The sequence below is a fragment of the Nonomuraea mangrovi genome (assembly GCF_042681425.1).
Taxonomy (GTDB): Bacteria; Actinomycetota; Actinomycetes; order Streptosporangiales; family Streptosporangiaceae; genus Nonomuraea; species Nonomuraea mangrovi.
The window spans coordinates 214,127-233,584 of the sequence record NZ_JBHUFV010000051.1; the positions used below are offsets into that span (position 1 = coordinate 214,127).

A 19,458-nucleotide genomic window follows, 5' to 3' on the forward strand; every position below is an offset into this window, starting at 1 on the left:
ATATATCGAGTTGATACATCGGCACGATATGCGGTGTGGCGTCATGCCGCAAGACGGGCACAGCGGTCGGCGTGCATACACCGTGGCCGCCGGCCAGGTCTAGGGTCGCGGCCGCCTATGACCTGTCCCACGGGGTGCTTCGGGTGGGCGATCTCGACGGTTGATCGTCCGCCGGGACGAACCGGCGGGCCGCCTGTGGTGGAAGCGGACGAACGCGGTCCGTTCGACCTGGCTTATGCTCCAGCGGAGATGGAGCCAGGAGGGATGCCGGTGTCGAAGTTCGATGAGGTCAGCGCATGGCTGCGAAGCCGGCTGCCGGACCTGCTCGCCGAGAACCGGGTGCCAGGGGCGGCGGTGGCGGTCTGCGCCGGCGACGAGTCGGTGGACGTCGCGGCCGGGGTGCTGAACACGGCCACTGGCGTCGGGGCCACGACCGGCTCGCTCTTCCAGATCGGCTCGATCACCAAGGTGCTGACCGCGACGCTGGCCATGCAGCTGGTCGACGAGGGCAGGCTCGACCTCGACGCGCCGGTGCGCGCCTACCTGCCCGGCTTCGTGATCGCCGATGAGCGCGCGGCCGCGCGGATCACCGTGCGGCAACTGCTGTGCCACGTCTCGGGCTTCGAGGGCGACATCTTCACCGACACCGGCAAGGGCGACGACTGCCTCGAGAAGTACGTCGACCTCTTGCACGACGTGCCGCAGCTGTTCGAGCCAGGGGAGATGTTCTCCTACAACAACGCCGGCTTCTGCGTCTTGGGGCGAATCGTCGAGGTTGTCCGGGGCAGGCCGTTCGACGACTGCATGCGGGCGCACCTGTTCGAGCCCCTGGGCCTGACGCACGCTGCGAACGACCCGTACGACGCGATCCTCCACCGCACCGCGGTCGGGCACATCGAGCAGGAGCCCGGAGGCCCGCTCGCACCCACCCGCGTCTGGGCGCTGGCCCGATCGAACGCGCCGGCCGGCTCGATGCTGGCGATGCGCGCCCGCGACCTGCTGGCCTTCGCCCGCATGCACCTGGCCGGCGGCCGGGGACCGGACGGCCGCGCCGTGCTCAGCCAGGAGAGCGTCCGGGCCATGCGGCAGCCGCAGGTCGCACAGCCCGACCTCGACCAGGGCACCGGCTGGGGCCTCGGCTGGGAGCTCTTTTACCGCCCCGACCGGGCGATCTTCGGTCACGACGGCAACACCATCGGCCAGTCAGCGTTCCTGCGCGTGGTCCCGGAGCGCGACGTGGCGCTGGTGATCCTCACCAACGGCGGCTCCCCGAAGCCGGTCTTCCGCGAGCTCGCCGGACGTCTGCTCGGCGAACTCGCCGAAGTTGAGCCGGGCGAGGTGCCCCGGCCGGACCTGGCCGCGCGCCTGCTGGACGCCGCCCGCTACGTCGGCACCTACCTGTCGAGCACCTCGCGGACCACGGTGAGCCAGGACGCCGAAGGGCGGCTGTGGCTGGACCGCGTCCCCCTCGGCGTCACCGCCGACCTGGACGAGGCGCCGTACCGCACTGAGCTGGTCGCCTGGCGCGGCGACTCGGTGCTCCCGACCGAATCCGAAGGGGGCGTCGGCGCGCCGCTCGCCTTCCTCGGAGACGACGGGCAAGGGCGCGCCCTCTACCTGCACACCGGCCGGGCCGACCGGCGCGTGCCGTCCTGAACGCGTAGAAGGATCGCTGAAGAGGTGGGATCGGCGTCCTGCAGTCAGACGGTGGTTGGCTCGAGGGTCCAGACGCCGCCGTGTGGGTGAGTCCACGGTGGATCGGCGTGCGGGGATCAAGGGCCGCGGCGCGGGTGTGTAACCAGACATCGTTGTTGAGGCCGCGTCCGCTCGTGGTGGTGGTGTATCGGCCCGCAGCGGGCATTCGATGCACCGTCTCTTGACCTGCGCTACTTCTTGAACCGCGCGATTCGGGTGCCGCCGGCTTGCGGCCGCCCCAGGACGACGGTGTGTCCACCCGGGGCCGACGGTCAGGTCTCCGCACACACTCCAGCCGGCGTCTCCATCAGAGTGATCATCCGGATCATGCTCTGACTACCGCGATCCGGCACAACGACAAGACCGGCCGGCCCACCGCCCCGACCCCTCACCGCCTATGACCGTTGACGCTCAGCCGTCTGTCTTGGAATCAGTCGTCCAGCCGTTCACGGTTCCCGCTCCGCCGCGACGGCTCCCGGCGATCAGTTCGTCGAACTGGACGAACGCGGACTTCAAGGTTCGATCGAAGCGACGAACACCGCCAGGTGATCGCGCCCCACTATCGTCGAATGGATTGGGAGAGCACGGCCCTGAGCACGGCCGATGGTTCCAGGAAAGCGGATGGCGGTCGCGTGCTGACGATCCGTGACCTGTCGGTCGAGATCCGGCGGGGCGATCGGGTCGTCCGCCCCGTCTTCGGCGTCAGCCTGACGCTCGACCGCGGCGAGACGCTGGGGATCGTCGGCGAGACCGGGTCCGGCAAGTCGATGACCGGTCTGGCGATCATGGGCATGCTGCCGGCCGGCGGCCGGGTCACCGCCGGCTCGATCGACCTGGACGGCAGGGAACTCGTCGGGCTGGCCGCCGCGCAGTACCGCGCGATCAGGGGCAACGACGTGGCGATGGTCTTCCAGGACTCGATGACCGCGCTGAACCCGACCAAGCGCATCGGCGAGCAGGTCGCCGAGCCGGTGCGGCTGCACCGGGGCGCCTCGAAGCGGGAGGCGCGCGCCCGCGCCGAGGAGATGCTGGCCCTCGTGGGGCTGCCGCGGCCGGCCGAGCGGCTGGACGACTTCCCGCACCAGCTCTCCGGTGGCATGCGGCAGCGCGTGATGATCGCGATGGCGCTGGTCTGCGAGCCCCGGCTCGTCATCGCCGACGAGCCGACCACCGCGCTCGACGTCACCATCCAGGCGGAGATCCTCGACCTCCTCGACGACCTCAGGTCCCGGCTGGGCATGTCGATGATCCTGGTAACCCACGACATGGGGGTGATCGCCCGGCACGCCGACCGCGTCGGGGTGATGTACGCCGGGCGCGTGGCCGAGACAGGGCCGACTCCCGTGTTGTTCGGCCGGACGCGGCACCGCTACACCCAGGCGCTGCTCTCCTCGATCCCGTCGCTCACGCAGGACCGCCGCGAGGAACTCTTCAGCATCCCCGGGGCGCCGCCGGACCTGTCCGTGGTCCAGGCGGGCTGCCCTTTCGCGCCACGCTGCGCCGCCGTGACCGACCGGTGCCGCGAGGAGCCCCCGCCGCCCGCGGCCGAGGCCGAGGCCGATGACCACGCCTACGCCTGCTGGCACCCCGCCGACGGCCCGGCCGTCAGGGGCCGCGCGCGGCTGGTCGTCCCGGCGCCGGCCGTCACGGAGCCGCGCCTGCGCGTGGTCGACCTCCGGCGCGAGTACCCGGCGGGCAGCGCGGGCCTGCTCGGCGGCCGCCGCACCGTCAAGGCGGTCTCGGGCGTGAGTTTCGAGGTGGCGGCGGGGGAGACCTTCGGGCTCGTCGGCGAGTCGGGCTGCGGCAAGTCCTCCCTGGGCCGCATGCTCGTCGCTCTCGACCGGCCCACCTCCGGCGAGGTGATCTTCGACGGCGAGCCGGTAACCCGGATGAGCGCCCGTGCGCTGGGGCCCCGACGTACCCAGCTGCAGATGATGTTCCAGGACTCCAACGCCTCCCTCGACCCCCGCATGCGCATCGGCGCGATCCTGCGCGAACCCCTGGCCATCCAGGGGGTTGGCACCCGCGCCCAGCGCACCGCCCGCGCCGGCGAGCTGCTGCGGGACGTGGGCCTGCCGGCGAGCGTGCTGGAGCGCTACCCCTACGAGCTGTCCGGTGGGCAGCGGCAGCGGGTGGGCCTGGCCCGCGCGCTCGCCCTGGACCCGAAGGTGCTGGTCGCCGACGAGCCGGTCAGCGCGCTGGACGTCTCCATCCGCTCGCAGGTCCTCAACCTGATGCGCCGCATCCAGCTCGAACGCGGGCTCAGCAGCGTGGTGATTTCGCACGACCTCGCGGTGGTGCGGTACCTCGCCGACCGCGTCGGCGTCATGTACCTGGGCAAGCTGGTCGAGACCGGCACCACCGAGGAGGTGTACGGCTCAGCCGCGCACCCCTATACCGCGGGGCTGCTGGCGGCGATCCCGGACGCCGACCCCGAGGCGCCGCGAGCCCCGGCGGCCGCGAGGGTGCGCGGCGAGCTGCCGAGCCCCATAGACCCGCCGAGCGGCTGCCGGTTCCGCACCCGGTGCGCCTTGGCGAGCGAGTTGTGCGCCCAGAAGGAGCCCCCCTTGACGCCGGTCACCGGCACCCATCACGTCGCCTGCCACCACCCGCTGCGCCGAGAGGAGTCGCGCTCATGACCTGGTACGTGCTCCGCCGCCTGGCGGTCTCGCTCCTCGTCCTGCTCGGGATCTCCGCGGTCGTCTTCCTCATGCTGCACCTGGTGTCGGACAGCCCGGGACGCGTCGTCCTCGGGCAGCGCGCCTCGCCGGAGGCCGTGTCGGACTTCAACCGGGCGCACGGCTTCGACCGTCCGGTCGTCGTGCAGTACGTCAGCTACCTCGGCCAGCTGCTCCAGGGCGACCTGGGCCGGTCGTACAAGCTGAACGAGAACGTGGGCACGCTACTGGCCCTGAACGCCGGCCGCAGCGCGATGGTGTCGCTGGCCGGGCTGGTGCTGGCGCTGCTGATCGCGGTCCCGCTCGGCGTCCTGCAGGCGGTCCGGCGCAACAGCGTCGTCGACCGGGTCGCCACCGCCGCGTCGTACGTGCTCTACGCGACGCCGTCGTTCCTGGTCGGGCTGCTGCTGATCGCCGTCTTCAGCCAGACGATCCCGATCTTCCCGGCGGAGGCGTCGCAGTCGCACTCGCCGTGGGTGGTCTTCACCGATCCGCGGGCGATGGCGCTGCCGGTCATCACGCTAGCCGTCACCAGCGTCGCGGTCTTCGCGCAGTACCAGCGTTCCGCCGCCCTCGACCAGCTCGGCCAGGACTACATCCGGGTCGCGCGCGCCAAGGGCCTGCCGGAGCGGCTGATCCTCACCCGCCATCTGCTGCGCAACGCCTGCCTGCCGCTGGTCATGCTGGTCGGCACGCTCGTCCCCACGCTGCTGGCGGGCAATCTGATCGTCGAGTCTCTCTTCAACTATCCCGGCCTGGGCCTGCTGTTCCTCAACAGCCTGCAGCGCGAGGACTACCCGGTGCTCCTGGCCTACACCCTCATCGGCGGCGTGCTGACCGTGGCCGGCAACTTCATCGCCGACGTCGTGGTGGCGGCCGCCGACCGCCGAATCGAGCTGAGCACATGACCGCACCAGACGTGACCGCCGCGCCATCCCTCGAGGCCGAGACGCCGGCGGAGAGGAATCCGGTCTCGATCAGGTCGGTCCTGCGCGGGCTGCGACGGCATCCGCTCGGCCTGGCCGGCGGGCTGCTCCTGCTGCTCATCGCCGGGTTCTGCTTCCTCGGGCCGCTGTTCTACCAGACCAACCAGACCGACGTGGACCTGGTCAACGCGGCCCTGCCGCCCGGCCCCGGCTACCCGCTCGGGACCGACACCAACGGCTTCGACGTGCTGGGCCGGCTGATGTCCGGCGGCCAGGTGTCGCTGCAGATCGGGCTGCTGGCCGCGCTCTTCGCCACCACGATCGGCACCGTCTACGGGGCCGTGGCCGGGCTGGCCGGGGGCGTGGTCGACGGGTTCATGATGCGGCTGGTCGACGTCATGCTGTCGATCCCGTTCCTGTTCTTCGTACTGATCCTGTCGGCCCGCTTCCACGCCGACGCGCTGTCGCTGAGCCTCGTCATCGGCGGGTTCTCCTGGCTGGTCTCCGCCCGGTTGGTGCGCGGCGAGGTGCTGACCCTACGGGTGAGGGAGTTCGTGCTGGCCGCCAAGCTGATGGGCGCCTCCCGTCGGCGGATCATCCTCACCCACCTGATCCCGAACGCGCTCGGCGTCATCATCGTCAACATCACCTTCCAGGTCGCCGACGCCGTCCTGGTCGTCGCCGCCCTGGGCTTCCTGGGCTTCGGCCTGACCTACCCCACCGCCGACTGGGGCAGCCAGCTGGCCAGCGGCGTCACCTACATCTCCGCCGACTACTGGTGGCTGATCTACCCGGTCGGCGGCTGCATCATCCTCACCGTGCTCGCGCTCAACCTGCTCGCCGACGCGCTCCGCGACGCGGTCGGGCGGCGGGCCGACTGATGACCTGTTCACCAGGACGGAGGCGGGCGCGCGGAATTGTCCGCACCGCCGAACACGGGCCGAAGCCGCTGGTGCATCGTCGACGCACCCCGCACACCTCTTCAGGGAGCCATCTATGAAGCACCGAGGCCGCCTCTCCGTGGCCCTCGTCGCCGCCGTCGCCGTGCTGGCCACAGCGTGCAGCGGCGGCGGGGGAACGACGAAGGACATCGCCGACAGCTACACCGCCAAGCCCACGCAGACCGGCACCCCCAAGCAGGGCGGGACCGCCACGGTCGCGCTGACCCCCGGGCTCAGCCCCAACTACATCTACCCCTACCCGCCGGCGGCCGCCAACGGCACCGTCATCGCCCGCGGCCAGCTGTGGCGCTCCCTCTACCGGCCCAGCGGCGAGGGCGACCAGGTCGCCGACGCCGAGCTGAGCCTGGCCGAGCCGCCCGTCTACAACCCCGGCCGCGACACCGTGACCATCAAGATGAAGGACTACAAGTGGTCCAACGGCAAGCCGGTCACGGCCGATGACGTCGTCTTCTCCCTCGCCCTGCTCAAAGCCGCCCTCGCGGAGAGCCCGGCCAACTGGAGCTTCTACACCCCCGGCCAGTTCCCCGACGGCGTGAGCGCCGAGGCCGCCGCGCCCGACACGCTCACCCTCAAGCTGGAGACCGCGTACAACCCGTCGTACCTGCTGTCCATGCTGACGCTGCTGTACGTGCTGCCCTCCACCGAGTGGAACATCGCCGCAACCGGCGGCCCGCACCTCGACTACAAGCAGCCGAAGAACGCCAAGGCGATCTACAAGTACCTCACCAAGGAGTCGGAGTCGCAGGCCACCTTCGCCGGCAACCCGCTCTGGCAGGTCGTCAACGGCCCCTACCGGCTCAAGAGCTTCGACCCGACGACCGGCTCGTTCTCCCTGGCGCGCAACGAGTCCTACAGCGGACCGGGGGAGTCGCGGCTCGACCAGATCGACTTCAAGGCCTTCACCTCCGCCGCCGCCGTGCTCAACCAGTTCAAGGCCGGCAACCTGACCGTCGGCACGCTGGACTCCAGCTTCGCCACCCAGATCGGCGAGCTGAAGGCCAAGGGCTACAACGTGTACGGCGCGCCCGCCCCCGCCCGGTTCGACTCGCTCGTCATCAACTTCGCGAACACCGTCGACAACTTCGACAAGGTGATCGCACAGCCGTACGTTCGCCAGGCCCTGCAGCGGCTGATCGACCAGCAGGGCTACATCGCCGGCCGCGGCATCTACAACGGAGCCGGCTCCCCGAACTACAGCACCGCGGGCACCGGATCCCCCTACCCGCCCGCCTTCGGCGACCAGCCGCCCTACCCCTACGACCCGGCCGCCGCCGAGAAGCTGCTCACCGACAACGGCTGGAAGGTGGCGCCGAACGGCTCCACCACCTGCCAGCGTCCCGGCACCGGGCCCGGCCAGTGCGGCGCGGACATCCCGCAGGGGCAGAAGATCAGCTTCACCCTGGCCTCCGCCAGCTCGCCGGCCTTCGTCGGCGCGCGTGACGTCGCCTTCGCCTCGGCGGCCAAGAAGCTCGGCATCGACGTCAAGATCGTGACCAAGTCGCTCAACTACATGTACGCCAACTACGGCAACACCTTCGCTCCCGCCACCAAGAACGAGTGGGCGATGCAGGACTACGGCCCTCTCTACCTGGCGGCCGGCTACCCGAGCAGCAACACGGTGTTCAACACCGAGGGCAGCTTCAATCTCGGCAGCTACAAGAACGCCGAGGTGGACAAGCTGATCGGCGCCTCGACCTTCGGGGCGGACGAGAAGTCGCTTTCGGCCGAGGTGACCAGCCTCGCCCAGGACCTGCCGGTGCTCTTCCTCCCGACCCCGCACACGCTGGTGGTGTGGAAGAACACCCTGTCGGGCCCGCAGTCGTCGTTCAACGCCCTGATCAGCTTCCTGTACACGCCGGAACTATGGTACTTCCACGGCTAGCGCGACACCTGGTCGGCGACGCCAGGGTGGTGGCCCTCGGCGAGGGCGCGCACAACATCACGGAGTTCTACGAGCTCAAGGACGAGCTGTTCCGCCTGCTCGTCGAGGAGCACGGGTTCACCGCCTTCGTGATGGAGTCGGGCTTCGCCGAGGGGCTGACCGTCGACGCGTGGATCCACGGCGGGCCCGGCGAGGTCGAGACGGTCGCCCGCGACGGCATCACCTACCGGTTCGGCGAGTGCGAGCCGATGCGGCGGCAGCTGACGTGGATGCGCGAGTGGAACGCCGCGAACCCGGCGAAGGTCAGCTTCTACGGCATGGACCTGCCCGGCTCCTCCACCTCGCCAGGACCGGCCGTGCGCGCTTGCCTCGACCGGCTGCCGGAGCTCCCCGGCGACGAGGAGCTCCGTCGCCTCAGCGACCTGGGCGGCCGGACCGAGGCGGCGATCCGCTACCGGGCCATGCCCGCCGCCGAGCGGGCCCGGCTGCTCGACGGCCTCCGCCACCTGGTGGAGCGTACGGCGGCGCACGACGACGGGGTCGTGCGCCGGTGCGGGGCCTCGATCGGGGCCTTCCTCGCCGAGCTGGACGTGCCGCGGGCCGGGCCGTACCCGCGCGACGTGTTCATGGCCGACACCGTGCGCTGGATCCTGGAGCGCGAGGAGCGGATCGTCGTGAGCGCGCACAACGCGCATGTCAGGCGCACGCCGCTGCATGGCCGGCCGATGCTCGGCGGCCTGCTCGGCGAGGGGTCCGTCGTCATCGGGATGACGTACGGCTCCGGCCCCGAGGTGCGCTTCACACAGCGCTCGCCACGCCCGTTCGACTGCGACGTCTCCCTCCACGAGCGCACCCTGCCGCCGAACGCCATCGAGTCGCGGCTGGAGCGCCTCGGCCCGCCCGTCGCCGCTGTAGACCTGCGCCACGCGCCGGCCGGGCTGTTCGACGGGGTGGACGGCACGCTGGCCGCCGGCGGCCTCGACCCCGTCGACGATTTCCCCGCCGCCTACGACGCGCTCATCCACGTCCGCCGGGTGACCCGGGTCCCCGGCGCGTTCGAACGGCTCCGCGCGGAGTTCGAGACCGTAGCCCAGCCCCCAGAAGAGCCGGAGTCACCGTGACCGTCGCCTACCCGCCCGCCCGCACCGTCGAGGTCTTCGAGGACGTCGCAGGCGTGCGCGTGCCCGACCCCTACCGCTGGCTGGAGAAGGAGACCCAGGAGGTGTGGCAGTGGCAGCGGCGGCAGGCCGAGCTCGCCACCGCCGCCGTCTACGCCGGCCAGGATCCGGAGGCCGTCCGCGACCTGATCCTCGCCTGCGACGCCGGCTCCCGCCCGGACCTGCCGAAGTACGCCTCCGGCCGCTGGTTCCGCGTCGTGACCCCGCCCGGGGGCTCGGCGCCCGTGGTGGTCGTCTCCGACGAGCCCCTCGGAGACGGGCGGAAGGTCGTCGCCCTGGCCGGATCAGGCGAGGGCGAGCACCCGCCGGTCGTGTCCTGGCTGGCGCCCGCGCCCGACGGCCGCGTCCTGGCACTCGGCCTGTGCACCGACGGCAGCGAGCACAACACCATCCGGCTCGTCGACGTCGCCTCAGGGAGGCAGTTCGACGGCGCGCCCGAGCAGGTTTTGCACAGCGCGTGGGCGGGCGGCGTCTCGTGGCTGCCGGACAGCACGGGCTTCTACTTCTTCGCGCTCACCGGCACGCCGGAGGAGTTCCGGCAGGCGGTCTTCCTCCACCGGCTCGGCGGCGGAACCGAACCGGAGCCGATCCCGGTCGGCGAGGGCTCCCGCGAGTACACGCTCGTCCAGATGTCGACCGGCAGCCGCTGGGCCGTCGCCGCCCACCGGGTGGGCAGCCCCGTCCCGGTCGCGGTGCGCGACCTGTCCGACCCCGATACGGCCTGGCAGCCCTTCGTCACCGGGTGCACGGGGACGATCGCCGGGCACGTCGTGGGCGACCGCTACATCGCGGTGACCGACGTCGACGCCCCGCGCGGCAGGGTGGTCGCCATCCCGTTCGACGCGGCCGACCCCGGCGACCCTGCCGGGTGGACCGAGCTCGTCCCGGAGGGGGACACGGTGCTGCGCTCCCTCACCCCCGTCGGCGAGCACCTCTACCTCAGCGAGTTCGACCGGACCTTCGCCAGGGTGCGCATCCTCGACCGCTCGGGAGCCGTCACCGGCGAGGTCCCCCTCCCCGGCCGGGGAGCGCTCGCCGCGCCCTTCTTCCCGCTGACCGCCCTGGCCACCGGCACGCCCGCGGCCGACTTCGTCTTCGCCTTCTCCACCCTCACCAGCTCCTGGGGCGTGTACCGGCACCGGCCAGGCGAGTCGGAACCGGAGACGCTGACGCCCCCCGCGATCGTCCTCGACGCCGTGCTGGAGGAGGGCGAGGCCATCGCGCCCGACGGCGTCGCCGTGCCGTACCACGTGGTGCGCGGCGCCGGCGGTGATCCGGCGCCGGTGCTGATCTCCGCGTACGGCGCGGCCAACGTGCCGCTCCTGCCGCAGTACCAGCCCGACCTGGCCGCCTTCGTCGCCGCCGGAGGTGTGCTGGTCCAGGCGTACCTGCGTGGCGGCGGCGAGTTCGGCCGCGACTGGTACCTGGCCGCGCACCGGGAGCGCAAGCACGTCCGCGACGCCGACCTCGTCGCGGTCGCCGAGCATCTCCTCGCCACCGGCCTGACCAGCCCCGACCGGCTCGCGCTGACCGGTGGCTCCGACGGCGGCCTCATGTGCGGGATCGCCGTCACCCGGCGGCCCGAGCTGTGGCGTGCGGTCCTGCCGAGGGCCCCGCTGCTCGACCTCATCGGCGGCACCCGAGACCCCTACCTCGACTTCGTCATACGCAAGGCGTGGGGGGACCCTGACGACCCCGCCGAGGTGCGGCGGCTCCTCGGGCTCTCGCCGTACCAGCTGGTCGAGCCCGGCGTCTTCCCGGCGGTCTACCTGCAGGCCGGGGCGACCGACCCACGGTGCCGGCCCTGGCACGCGCGCAAGTTCGCCGCTCGCCTGCAGGCCGCGCAGCGGGGGGAGGCGCCGATCCTGCTGCACGTCTTCGAGGACGCCGGCCACGGCGCGGCGACCGCCCGCGACGTCGCTGTCGCGCAGGACGCCGAGTGGCTGGCGTTCCTGATCGGCACGCTCGGCCTGCGGGGCGTCAGCCGTCCGGGGCCGACCTGATCGACATCAGGCGCAGCTGCAACATGGCCGACAGCCGCGCGCCCGGATCGCCGAGGTCGAGCCGGCCGACCTCGGCGGCGCGGCGCAGCCGGTAGCGGAAGGTGTTGGGGTGCACGTACATCGCGCCCGCGGCCACCACGACGTCGCCGAAGGCGTCGAGCCAGGCCCGGAGCGTCTCGACCAGGCTGGTCTGGTGCTCCCTGTCGTAGGCGACGATGCGGGCGACGGCCCCGCTGGGGATGTCGCCGCGCGGGACGAGATCGGCGAGCTCGAGCAGCAGCGCCTCGACGTGCACGTCGTCCAGGCAGGCCACCTGCTGTCCGCCGACCCCTGAGCGCAGCACGCGCAGGGCGCGCTCTGCCCCCGTCCGGGACCGGACGAGCGCCGAGCTGTCAGCGGCGAGCGGCCCGACCCCGATCAGCGGGCGCAGCCGCGAGCCGACGCGCGCCAGGAACTCGGTGGCGACCCACATCGCGCGCTCCTCGGCGTCCTCGCGGTTCTGCTCCCGGTTCTGCGGCAGGGGCAGTACGCCGAAGGCGACGTCGCCGATGAGCGCCGCGGCGGCCCTCGGGTGCGCCGCGGACAGGTGCATGGCGAAGGCATCGGCCAGCCGCTTGCGCTCGGTGGCCAGCTGGGCGGGCAGCGGGTGCTCGGCCGCCGAGCCGACGACGGTCAGCGCCAGGACGACCGCGGGCTCGTCCTTCAGTCCGAGGCGGCGGACCGCCTCCAGCGACCACGGCCCACTCTCCAGGGCATTGCTCAGCAACTCGGCCCGCAGCCGCCGTTCCATGTCGGCGTCGGCGCGCTGCCACACCATGTGCATCGCGACCAGCTTGGACGCCTCGTACAGCGCCTCACTGCGCTCCTCGTCCAACGGTTCGGGAACGACCACCCAGATCGTGCCGAGGATCTCGTCCCCGGCCCGCACCGCGATCGCCGCCCGGGGCAGCTCCGGCGGCAGCGACGGGTCGACCGGCTCGGGAAGGGGCGCCACGTAGATCGGCCGGTCGCTGCGGTAGATCGCCTGGAACACCCCGCGTTCCTCCAGGATGCGCGTGTAGTGCTCCGGGACCTGGCGGCCCAGGATCGTCTGGACACGCGAGCGGTCGGCCTCCTCCTGACGGCTGGAGAAGGCCAGCAGCCGCGAGTTGCGGTCCTCGATGGTGACGGGCGCGTCGAGCAGCGCGGCGATGGCATTGGCGACCGCGAACAGGTCGCCGGATCTGATCCGGCCGACCGTGTGCGCGTCCCGGTCGTCCAGCGCGCCGCCCTCGGCGGTCAGCGACCGGAGCATCCCCGCCAGGTGCGTCCATGACGCGCCGCGCGCAAAGGAAAGGACCGTCACCCCCGCCTCGCGCGCCGCCGCGACCAGACCCTCGTCGGGTACGACCGGCGCACGGACCACGAGGCCGACGGCGTCGTGCCGGCCGAGCTGGGTCACCACCTGGGCGAGGTCGGCCGAGTCGTGCAGGCCGACGCCGAACACCAGCGCGCGGCTCGGCAGCTCGGGCTCGTCGAGTGGGTCGTAGATGACGACGCCGCCGACGTCACCGGCCTGCTCGACGTCGCCGCAGACGACATCGAGCAGGGTGGAGCCGAGTTCCTCCAGGACGCGGGCGAGGCTGGCTCGCGGGAGGCTGGTCACGGGGACAAGCACGCGCCCGAAGCTAGCGCAGCGCGGGAGGGTCGGCGTTCGTTCTGCATGACGAAAGGATGCTACCCGGTTCGTCGGCCCGGACCAATCTCAAGGCAGGGGTACCCACTCCGTGGCGACCGTCACCTCGTCCAGGACCTCGGGGATCGGGGTGACGCCCAGCCCCGGGCCGGCCGGCACCGAGAGGTGCCCGTCCTCCAGGACGAACGGCGGCGTGAGGTCGGTCCGGTAGTAGCGCGTGGACGCCGAGGTGTCGCCGGGCAGGGTGAACCCGGGCAGCGCGGCGAGCGCCACGTTGGCGGCGCGGCCCAGCCCCGTCTCCAGCATGCCGCCGCACCACACCGGCACGCCGTGCGCCGCGCAGACGTCGTGGATCCGCCTGGCCTCCAGGTATCCGCCCACCCGGCCCGGCTTGATGTTGACCACCTGGCAGGCACCCATCGCGATGGCGTCGGCGGCGGCGCGAGCCGAGACGATCGACTCGTCGAGGCAGATGGGTGTGCTGATCCGCCCGGCGAGCTCCGCGTGCCCGAGCAGGTCGTCCTCCGCCAGCGGCTGTTCCAGCAGGAGCAGCCCGAACGGGTCGAGCCCTGCCAGGTGCCGCGCGTCGCCGCGCCCGTAGGCGGTGTTGGCGTCCACCTGCAGCAGGATGTCGCCGAAGCGCTCGCGCACCGCGCGGACCGGCTCGACGTCCCAGCCGGGCTCGATCTTCAGCTTGATCCGCAGGTAGCCTGCCTCCAGGTAGCCGGCCACGGTGTCGAGCAGTTCGGGGATCGACCCGGTGATCCCCACGGACACCCCGCACGGCACGCTCTCGCGGACTGCGCCGAGGGCCAGGCCGAACGAGACCCCGGCCGCGCGCAGTTCGGTGTCCAGCACCGCCGTCTCCAGCGCGGCCTTGGCCATCCGGTGGCCCTTGAACCCGGCCAGCACCGGCGCGACCCGGTGCGCGTCCAGGTCGGCCACCCCGGCCAGCGCCGGGATCAGATAGCGGCGCAGTACGTCGGCCGAGGCGTGCGTGTACTCCGAGGAGTACAGCGGCGCGCTCCCCGCACCGCACTCGCCCCACCCCTCGGCCTCGCCGGTGACGGCGCGCAGCACCAGCGCCTCCCGCACGGTCTCCGTCCCGAACGATGTTCGGAAGGGCGACACGAGTGGCATCCGGATGGTGCGGATCTCTACCCCGATGAGCTTCACAGCGACTCCCGCCTGTCCACGATGTACCAACCCGCGCGGTCGAAACCGCGCACCCGCGCGCCCTCGGCGAGCAGGTCACCAAGCACGTCCCGCAGCGCCGTACGCCACTGTGCGGCCAGCCCCGGGTCGTGCTCGCGCATGGTCTCGACGTCCCCGGGGACGCCGACCAGCACGGTGCGCGTGCCGGCGCGGCCGGCGACCGGCCCGCCCCTGGGCGAGACGTCCAGCGCCACGGCCGCCTTCGCCGCGCGGGCGGAGGCAGCGTCGGCCGGCCTGGGCGCGCCCGCGCAGGCCGCCACGGCGGCGGGCGACTCCAGCCGCCACCGCACCAGAACCCGGTCGGTGTCGTCGCTGCGGTTGATGTCGTCGTCCATCGGGCCGTAGAAGTTCGGGAGATACTCGTCCGGGTCGGCGGCCAGCTTGGTGATGTTGAAGTAGGCGTTGCGCCGGATCAGCGGATCGTAGGTCCAGCAGACCTCGCCGACGCCGCGCGACATGGCCCAGGCGCGCTGGTGCAGCTTCAGCGCGAAGCCGACGTTGCGTCCCTGCACGCGCGGCAGCACCCCGGCGATGTGACTGTGCAGGGCCTCGCGCGCGGGCGGGGAGAAGAAGCCGAAGCAGGCGCCCACCAGCTCGTCGCCGTCGAAGGCGCCGCTGACATAGCTGCCCGCCTTCGCCATCGCCCGCAGCAGGTCGGCCGTCACCGGCGGGTTGTTGTCACCAGTACGCCAGATGTGCTCGTACAGGCGGCGGACGGCCTCGAGCTCGGCGACGCTGTCCAGGGGGCGGATGTCGATGCCCGCGCTGCGCGCGGCCGCCTCGGCTGCGCCGTACGCCAGGTCGACGGGCCGGGACCCGCGACGGTCGCGGATGAGATCAGTCACGCCGGTCATGGTTCCAGCCGGTCGGGCCCTGTAGCTGGTCGGCGAGCACGGGAGGACGGGCTCCGGTTCGTCCGGGCGGACAACTTCGCGCCCCGAGCAGCTCGGCGACCAGGGCCGTGAGCAGCCGCGTCCGCCCCGGCAGCTCCGCTATGACCACGTGCTCGTCGTCGGCGTGCGCCCCGCCGCCGACCGCGCCCAGCCCGTCGAGGGTCGGCGTGCCCACTCCCGCGGTGAAGTTTCCGTCGGAGGCGCCGCCGACGGCGACCGAGGCGAGCCGGCCGAGCCCGAGCGTCGCCGCGAGCCGGCGGGCCCGCTCGAACAGCTCCACCGACGCCTTGGCCGGGAGCGGCGGCCGGTTCGGACCGCCCCTGATCTCCAGCTCGGCGCCTTCCAGCGCGGGTCGCAGGCCGAGCATCGCGGCGTGGACGCGGATCTGCTCGGCGTTCTCCCAAACCCGGGCGTCGACCTCGAAGCGCGCCGACCCGGGCACGGTGTTCACCGTGGTGCCCGCCTCCAGGCGGGTCGGCGTGACGGTCGTGCCCAGACTGGGATCGCCCAGCCCGGCCACGGCGACGACCTGGCGGGCCAGTTCCACCGAGGCGTTGACGCCGCGCTCCGGCTCCAGTCCCGCGTGCGCGGCCCGTCCCCGTACCAGCACCTCGTAGCGCGAGACGCCCTTGCGTGCGGTCTTCAGGGCTCCGCCGGGCCCGGCGGCCTCCAGGACCAGCGCGGCGGAGCACCCGCGGGCCTCGTCCTCGATGAGCTCGCGGGAGGAGGCGGACCCGGTCTCCTCGTCGCCGGTGACGAGCAGGGTCAGGCCGTCCAGGTCGTCCAGCGCCGCCAGCGCGTGGAAGGCCATCACCAGCCCGGCCTTCATGTCGAAGCACCCGGGCCCGCGCAGCAGCCCGTCGCTGACCTCGAAGGGATGCGTCCGCAGCGAGCCGACCGGCCACACCGTGTCATGGTGCCCGAGCAGCAGCACCCGGGGCTCGCCGCCGAACCGCCAGCGCACGTGGGTGCAGCCGTCCACCACCTCCCGCTCCGGCTCCGCGCCCAGGAGCCGGGCGCCGACCTCGGCGACCGCCTCCGCGCTGCGGGCGACCGCGGCCAGGTCCTCGGACGGGGACTCGCAGCGCACGAGCCGATCGATGTCGGCGATCATCGCGGCCGCGGCGGGATCTTCATTTCCTGATCGACGCATCGCTCCAGCATGGCGAAGCGCGGCGGGCGCGGGTCTGTCCGACCGGCCAACATCGGCGCGTGCCGTTGGGACCGGGCGATGAACCGGCGCAAATGAACTCCGTCATGGAGCGATGGATCCGGACCTGTCGACGCGAGCTGCTGGATCGAACCTTGATCTGGATCGGCGCCACCTTCTGTATGCGCTGCGCGAGTTCGAGACTTTCTCTGACGAACACCGGCCTCGTCGGGCTCCCCGCAGTTTGCTCCGCTTGTCAACGTCAGCATGCGCGTCTCGGCGAGGGACCGCTTCATACACACGTCCGTGAACCCGATTTCCGGACCATTCAACGGGCGGAACAAAAAAGCGGAGAAACATGACCGATAAATGGGACGACGCCCCACTTCGATCGGGAAACCAGCTTTCACCTCGCATTCAATTCATTTTCCATTCATTTGCAAGGGCGCTTCGCGACTCTCGGTTCCGCAGGAAAGCGGCGACGAGCGGAAGCGGGTTCACGTGGGTATGCGTTCGGAAGACCCGGCCATTCTGCGCGACATCGTGACCGCCGAACTCGGGCGCGCGGGCGCGCAGGACTGGTCGATCGCCGAGGACGACCTCTGGTGCAAGGTCACCCCCGACGCCTACCCGATGCCCGACCAGGGATGGAAGCTGCACGTCTCCGCGACGATGCTTTCCGCCCCGCTGGCGCTCGCCCGCGTCTCACGGGTACTCACCGAGGCCCGTTGCGCCTTCAAGTTCCCCGCCCGGCTGAGCGACTACTGGAAACTCCTCGAACCGCACTGCAGCCGTGCGCAGGCCGGGAAGTTCATCACCGTCTATCCCCTCGACGATGCCGAGTCGGTGCGCCTGGCCGCCCTGCTCGACGACGCCACCCGGGGGCTTCCCGGCCCGTTGATCCTTTCCGACCGTCCGTACCGGACAGGTGGGATCGTCCACTACCGCTACGGCGCCTTCAGCGGGCACCGCGTGCTCGGCAACGACGGGTTCTACGAGATCCGGCTGCGTTCGCCGCAGGGCAGGCTCGTTCCAGACGAAAGGCGGCCGAGCTTCTCCCCGCCATCGTTCGCGACCTGCCCGTTCGAGGTTCCGGCGGCGAGCCCGCGCCGGCGGGCGGCCGCGGTCATGCTCAACGACCGGTTCGTCGTCCGCGAAGCCGTACGGCATGCGAACCGCGGCGGCGTCTACCTCGCCGAGGACACCACCACCGGTCACGACGTGGTCGTCAAAGAGGGGCGTCCGCACGCGTGCGCCGATCTGAGCGGCCGCGACGCGCGAGATCGGATCGCGGCCGAACGTTCCTGCCTGGAAGACCTCGCCACGGCCGGGATCACGCCGGCCGTGGTGGACTTCTTCGAGCAGGGCGGCCACACCTTCCTCGTCGAAGAGTTCGTGCCAGGGATCACGCTGCAGCGCTGGTCGGACGAGAACGCAGGACCGCTGGGCGAGGACGGGTTCGGCAACGCGGCGGCTCAGGTCCTGCCCGTCGTCAGCCGCCTGACCGAGTTGCTGAAGGCTCTGCACAGCCGGGGCTACGTGTTCGGCGACCTGTCGCCGAACAACGTGATGCTCTCGCCCGGCGGCGAACTACGGCTCATCGACTTGGAACACGCGACCGTGCCGGGCACCACCGTCATGGTGGGCGGGACTCCGGGCTACCTCGCCCCGGAGCTGGCGGGCCACACGGGGGAGTTCAGGCCCGCCCCGCACACGGGCGCCGACCTCTACAGCCTCGGCGCGATGGTGTACTTCCTGGCGGTCGGCGCCCACCTGGACCCGCCGGCCCCCGACCGGGCGGCCGGGGTGGCAGCGGTGGCAGCGGCCAACCCCACGCTCGCTCTGCTGCGGCCGCTCGTGGAAGGCCTGCTGGCGACAGACCCGGAGCGGCGCTGGTCGCTGGACAGATGCCGGCGCTTCCTCGCCGCGCTCACACCGGAGCGGGCCGCCCCCCACCACCGGGCCCGGCCACCGCAGCGGATCGACCGCCTGATCGACGATGGGACCGCGCACCTGGTGGAGACAATGGACACGAGCGAGGACGCCCCGTCGCCGTGGCCCAACGCCGCCGACGGCATCGAGGCCGATCCGTGCTCGATCAACGGCGGCGCGGCGGGAATCCTCGGCGTCCTGGCGCGGGCCGACCCGCAGGCGAAAGCGGTCGCCGAACTCGCCCGCTGGCTGAGGCGGCGGCTGGCGACCGAGGACGTCTGGCCGCCCGGCCTTCACTTCGGGCGCTCCGGCGCGGTGTGGGCGCTGTACGACGCGGCGAGGGCCATGGGCGACGCCGAGCTGGCACGGTTCGCGGTGCGGACAGCGCGGCAGTTGCCGACCGACCACCCTAGCTCCGACGTGACGCACGGACTGGCCGGATGCGGCATGGCGCTCTTGCACATCGCGCTGGCCTCGGGTGATCTCGCGCTGCGAGACCGCGCCGCCGAGACCTTCCAGAACCTGCACCAGGCGCGGTCATACGGCGACGGCCACCCGCAGTGGCCGACGCCGCAGACGTTCGACTCGGGCCTGGCCGGGGCCAACCACTTCGGCTTCGCGCACGGCATCGCCGGCATCGGGACCGCGTTGCTCCAGGCGGGCCGGGCCCTCCACCAGCCGGACTGGACGGCGACCGTCCACGAGATCGCCCGCACCCTCTACGAACACGCCGAAGTGGACGGCGACACCGCCTGGTGGCCGACGCAGCGCGGCGACCTGTCGACGGTGCGCCCGCGCCGGCCGTACTGGTGCAGCGGCTCCTCAGGGATCGGCTCCTTCCTCGTGAGGTACTGGCGCGCCACCGGCGACCCGCCCGCGCTGGACCTGGCGCGCAAGGCCGCGGCGGCCGTGCACCGTACCCGATGGCAGTCAGGGCCGGTGCCGTGTCACGGGCTGCCCGGAGACGGTGAATTCCTGCTCGACATGGCCGACCTCACCGGTGAGGACCGCTACCGGCGGTGGGCGCGAGATCTGGCCGGATGCCTGGAGATCCGCGCGGTCGACCGTCGCGGCCGCCTGCTCGTCCCCGGACCCCATGGAGACTTCCCACCGACCTTTCTCGCCGGCACGGCGGGGATCGTCGCCTTCCTCCTCCGGATGCGCGACCGGTCCGCCCGGTTGTGGATGCCGGAGGAGGCCCCCAGGCTCGCCGCTCCCGCAGCGGGACGGCGATGACAGACGGCCGCACCACGGGCGGCCCCGGCATTC

General features: G+C 72.1%; 12 protein-coding genes. 8 read left to right on the plus strand and 4 right to left on the minus strand.

The genetic code is table 11. From position 1 onward, the window contains the following. Positions 1–270: 270 nt before the first annotated feature. From ACFSKW_RS35240 to ACFSKW_RS35270, 7 genes are all read left to right on the plus strand, one after another. Positions 271–1,656 (plus strand): serine hydrolase domain-containing protein, encoded by a 1,386-nt coding sequence (locus tag ACFSKW_RS35240; protein WP_379577281.1) that lies wholly within the window; start codon positions 271–273, stop codon positions 1,654–1,656. Positions 1,657–2,327: 671 nt separating this feature from the next. After that, entirely contained in the window at positions 2,328–4,334 is a 2,007-nt protein-coding gene (locus ACFSKW_RS35245) for a dipeptide ABC transporter ATP-binding protein (protein ID WP_379577283.1), read from the plus strand. Continuing rightward, complete coding sequence (locus ACFSKW_RS35250) at positions 4,331–5,281, plus strand: ABC transporter permease (protein ID WP_379577285.1); 951 nt, start codon at positions 4,331–4,333, stop codon at positions 5,279–5,281. The genes ACFSKW_RS35245 and ACFSKW_RS35250 overlap by 4 nt, the downstream gene beginning before the upstream one ends. Further along, entirely contained in the window at positions 5,278–6,180 is a 903-nt protein-coding gene (locus ACFSKW_RS35255; RefSeq protein WP_379577287.1) for an ABC transporter permease, read from the plus strand. Before ACFSKW_RS35250 ends, ACFSKW_RS35255 begins: the two co-directional genes overlap by 4 nt. Before the next feature lie 115 nt (positions 6,181–6,295). Then, entirely contained in the window at positions 6,296–8,143 is a 1,848-nt protein-coding gene (locus ACFSKW_RS35260) for an ABC transporter substrate-binding protein (RefSeq protein ID WP_379577289.1), read from the plus strand. Beyond that, positions 8,125–9,264, plus strand: coding sequence for an erythromycin esterase family protein (locus ACFSKW_RS35265; protein ID WP_379577291.1), 1,140 nt, complete (start codon positions 8,125–8,127; stop codon positions 9,262–9,264). The genes ACFSKW_RS35260 and ACFSKW_RS35265 overlap by 19 nt, the downstream gene beginning before the upstream one ends. Beyond that, on the plus strand, positions 9,261–11,324 hold the full coding sequence (locus ACFSKW_RS35270; protein ID WP_379577293.1) for a prolyl oligopeptidase family serine peptidase: 2,064 nt from the start codon (positions 9,261–9,263) through the stop codon (positions 11,322–11,324). Before ACFSKW_RS35265 ends, ACFSKW_RS35270 begins: the two co-directional genes overlap by 4 nt. Here the strand turns inward: ACFSKW_RS35270 and ACFSKW_RS35275 are convergent. From ACFSKW_RS35275 to ACFSKW_RS35290, 4 genes are all read right to left on the minus strand, one after another. Next, on the minus strand, positions 11,302–12,981 hold the full coding sequence (locus ACFSKW_RS35275; protein ID WP_379577295.1) for a PucR family transcriptional regulator: 1,680 nt from the start codon (positions 12,979–12,981) through the stop codon (positions 11,302–11,304). The genes ACFSKW_RS35270 and ACFSKW_RS35275 overlap by 23 nt on opposite strands. Before the next feature lie 87 nt (positions 12,982–13,068). Next, positions 13,069–14,175, minus strand: a complete 1,107-nt coding sequence (gene menC, locus ACFSKW_RS35280) for an o-succinylbenzoate synthase (protein WP_379577297.1) — start codon at positions 14,173–14,175, stop codon at positions 13,069–13,071. Continuing rightward, the gene (locus tag ACFSKW_RS35285; protein ID WP_379577299.1) at positions 14,172–15,059 is read right to left on the minus strand and encodes a GNAT family N-acetyltransferase; all 888 of its coding nucleotides are present in this window, start codon (positions 15,057–15,059) and stop codon (positions 14,172–14,174) included. Before ACFSKW_RS35285 ends, menC begins: the two co-directional genes overlap by 4 nt. After that, positions 15,052–16,260 (minus strand): M20 family metallopeptidase, encoded by a 1,209-nt coding sequence (locus ACFSKW_RS35290; RefSeq protein ID WP_379577301.1) that lies wholly within the window; start codon positions 16,258–16,260, stop codon positions 15,052–15,054. The genes ACFSKW_RS35285 and ACFSKW_RS35290 overlap by 8 nt, the downstream gene beginning before the upstream one ends. A gap of 504 nt (positions 16,261–16,764) precedes the next feature. Between ACFSKW_RS35290 and lanL the strand changes: the two genes are divergently transcribed. After that, positions 16,765–19,425: a class IV lanthionine synthetase LanL gene (gene lanL / locus ACFSKW_RS35295; RefSeq protein ID WP_379577303.1), complete on the plus strand. Its 2,661-nt coding sequence runs from the start codon at positions 16,765–16,767 to the stop codon at positions 19,423–19,425. Positions 19,426–19,458 lie beyond the last annotated feature (33 nt).

Coding starts and splice junctions, on each gene's coding strand:
- ACFSKW_RS35255 (WP_379577287.1), top strand. CDS start 5,278: ATGACCGCACCAGACGTGACCGCCGCGCCATCCCTCGAGGCCGAGACG.
- ACFSKW_RS35260 (WP_379577289.1), top strand. CDS start 6,296: ATGAAGCACCGAGGCCGCCTCTCCGTGGCCCTCGTCGCCGCCGTCGCC.
- ACFSKW_RS35265 (WP_379577291.1), top strand. CDS start 8,125: ATGGTACTTCCACGGCTAGCGCGACACCTGGTCGGCGACGCCAGGGTG.
- ACFSKW_RS35250 (WP_379577285.1), top strand. CDS start 4,331: ATGACCTGGTACGTGCTCCGCCGCCTGGCGGTCTCGCTCCTCGTCCTG.
- ACFSKW_RS35290 (WP_379577301.1), bottom strand. CDS start 16,260: ATGCGTCGATCAGGAAATGAAGATCCCGCCGCGGCCGCGATGATCGCC.
- lanL (WP_379577303.1), top strand. CDS start 16,765: ATGCGTTCGGAAGACCCGGCCATTCTGCGCGACATCGTGACCGCCGAA.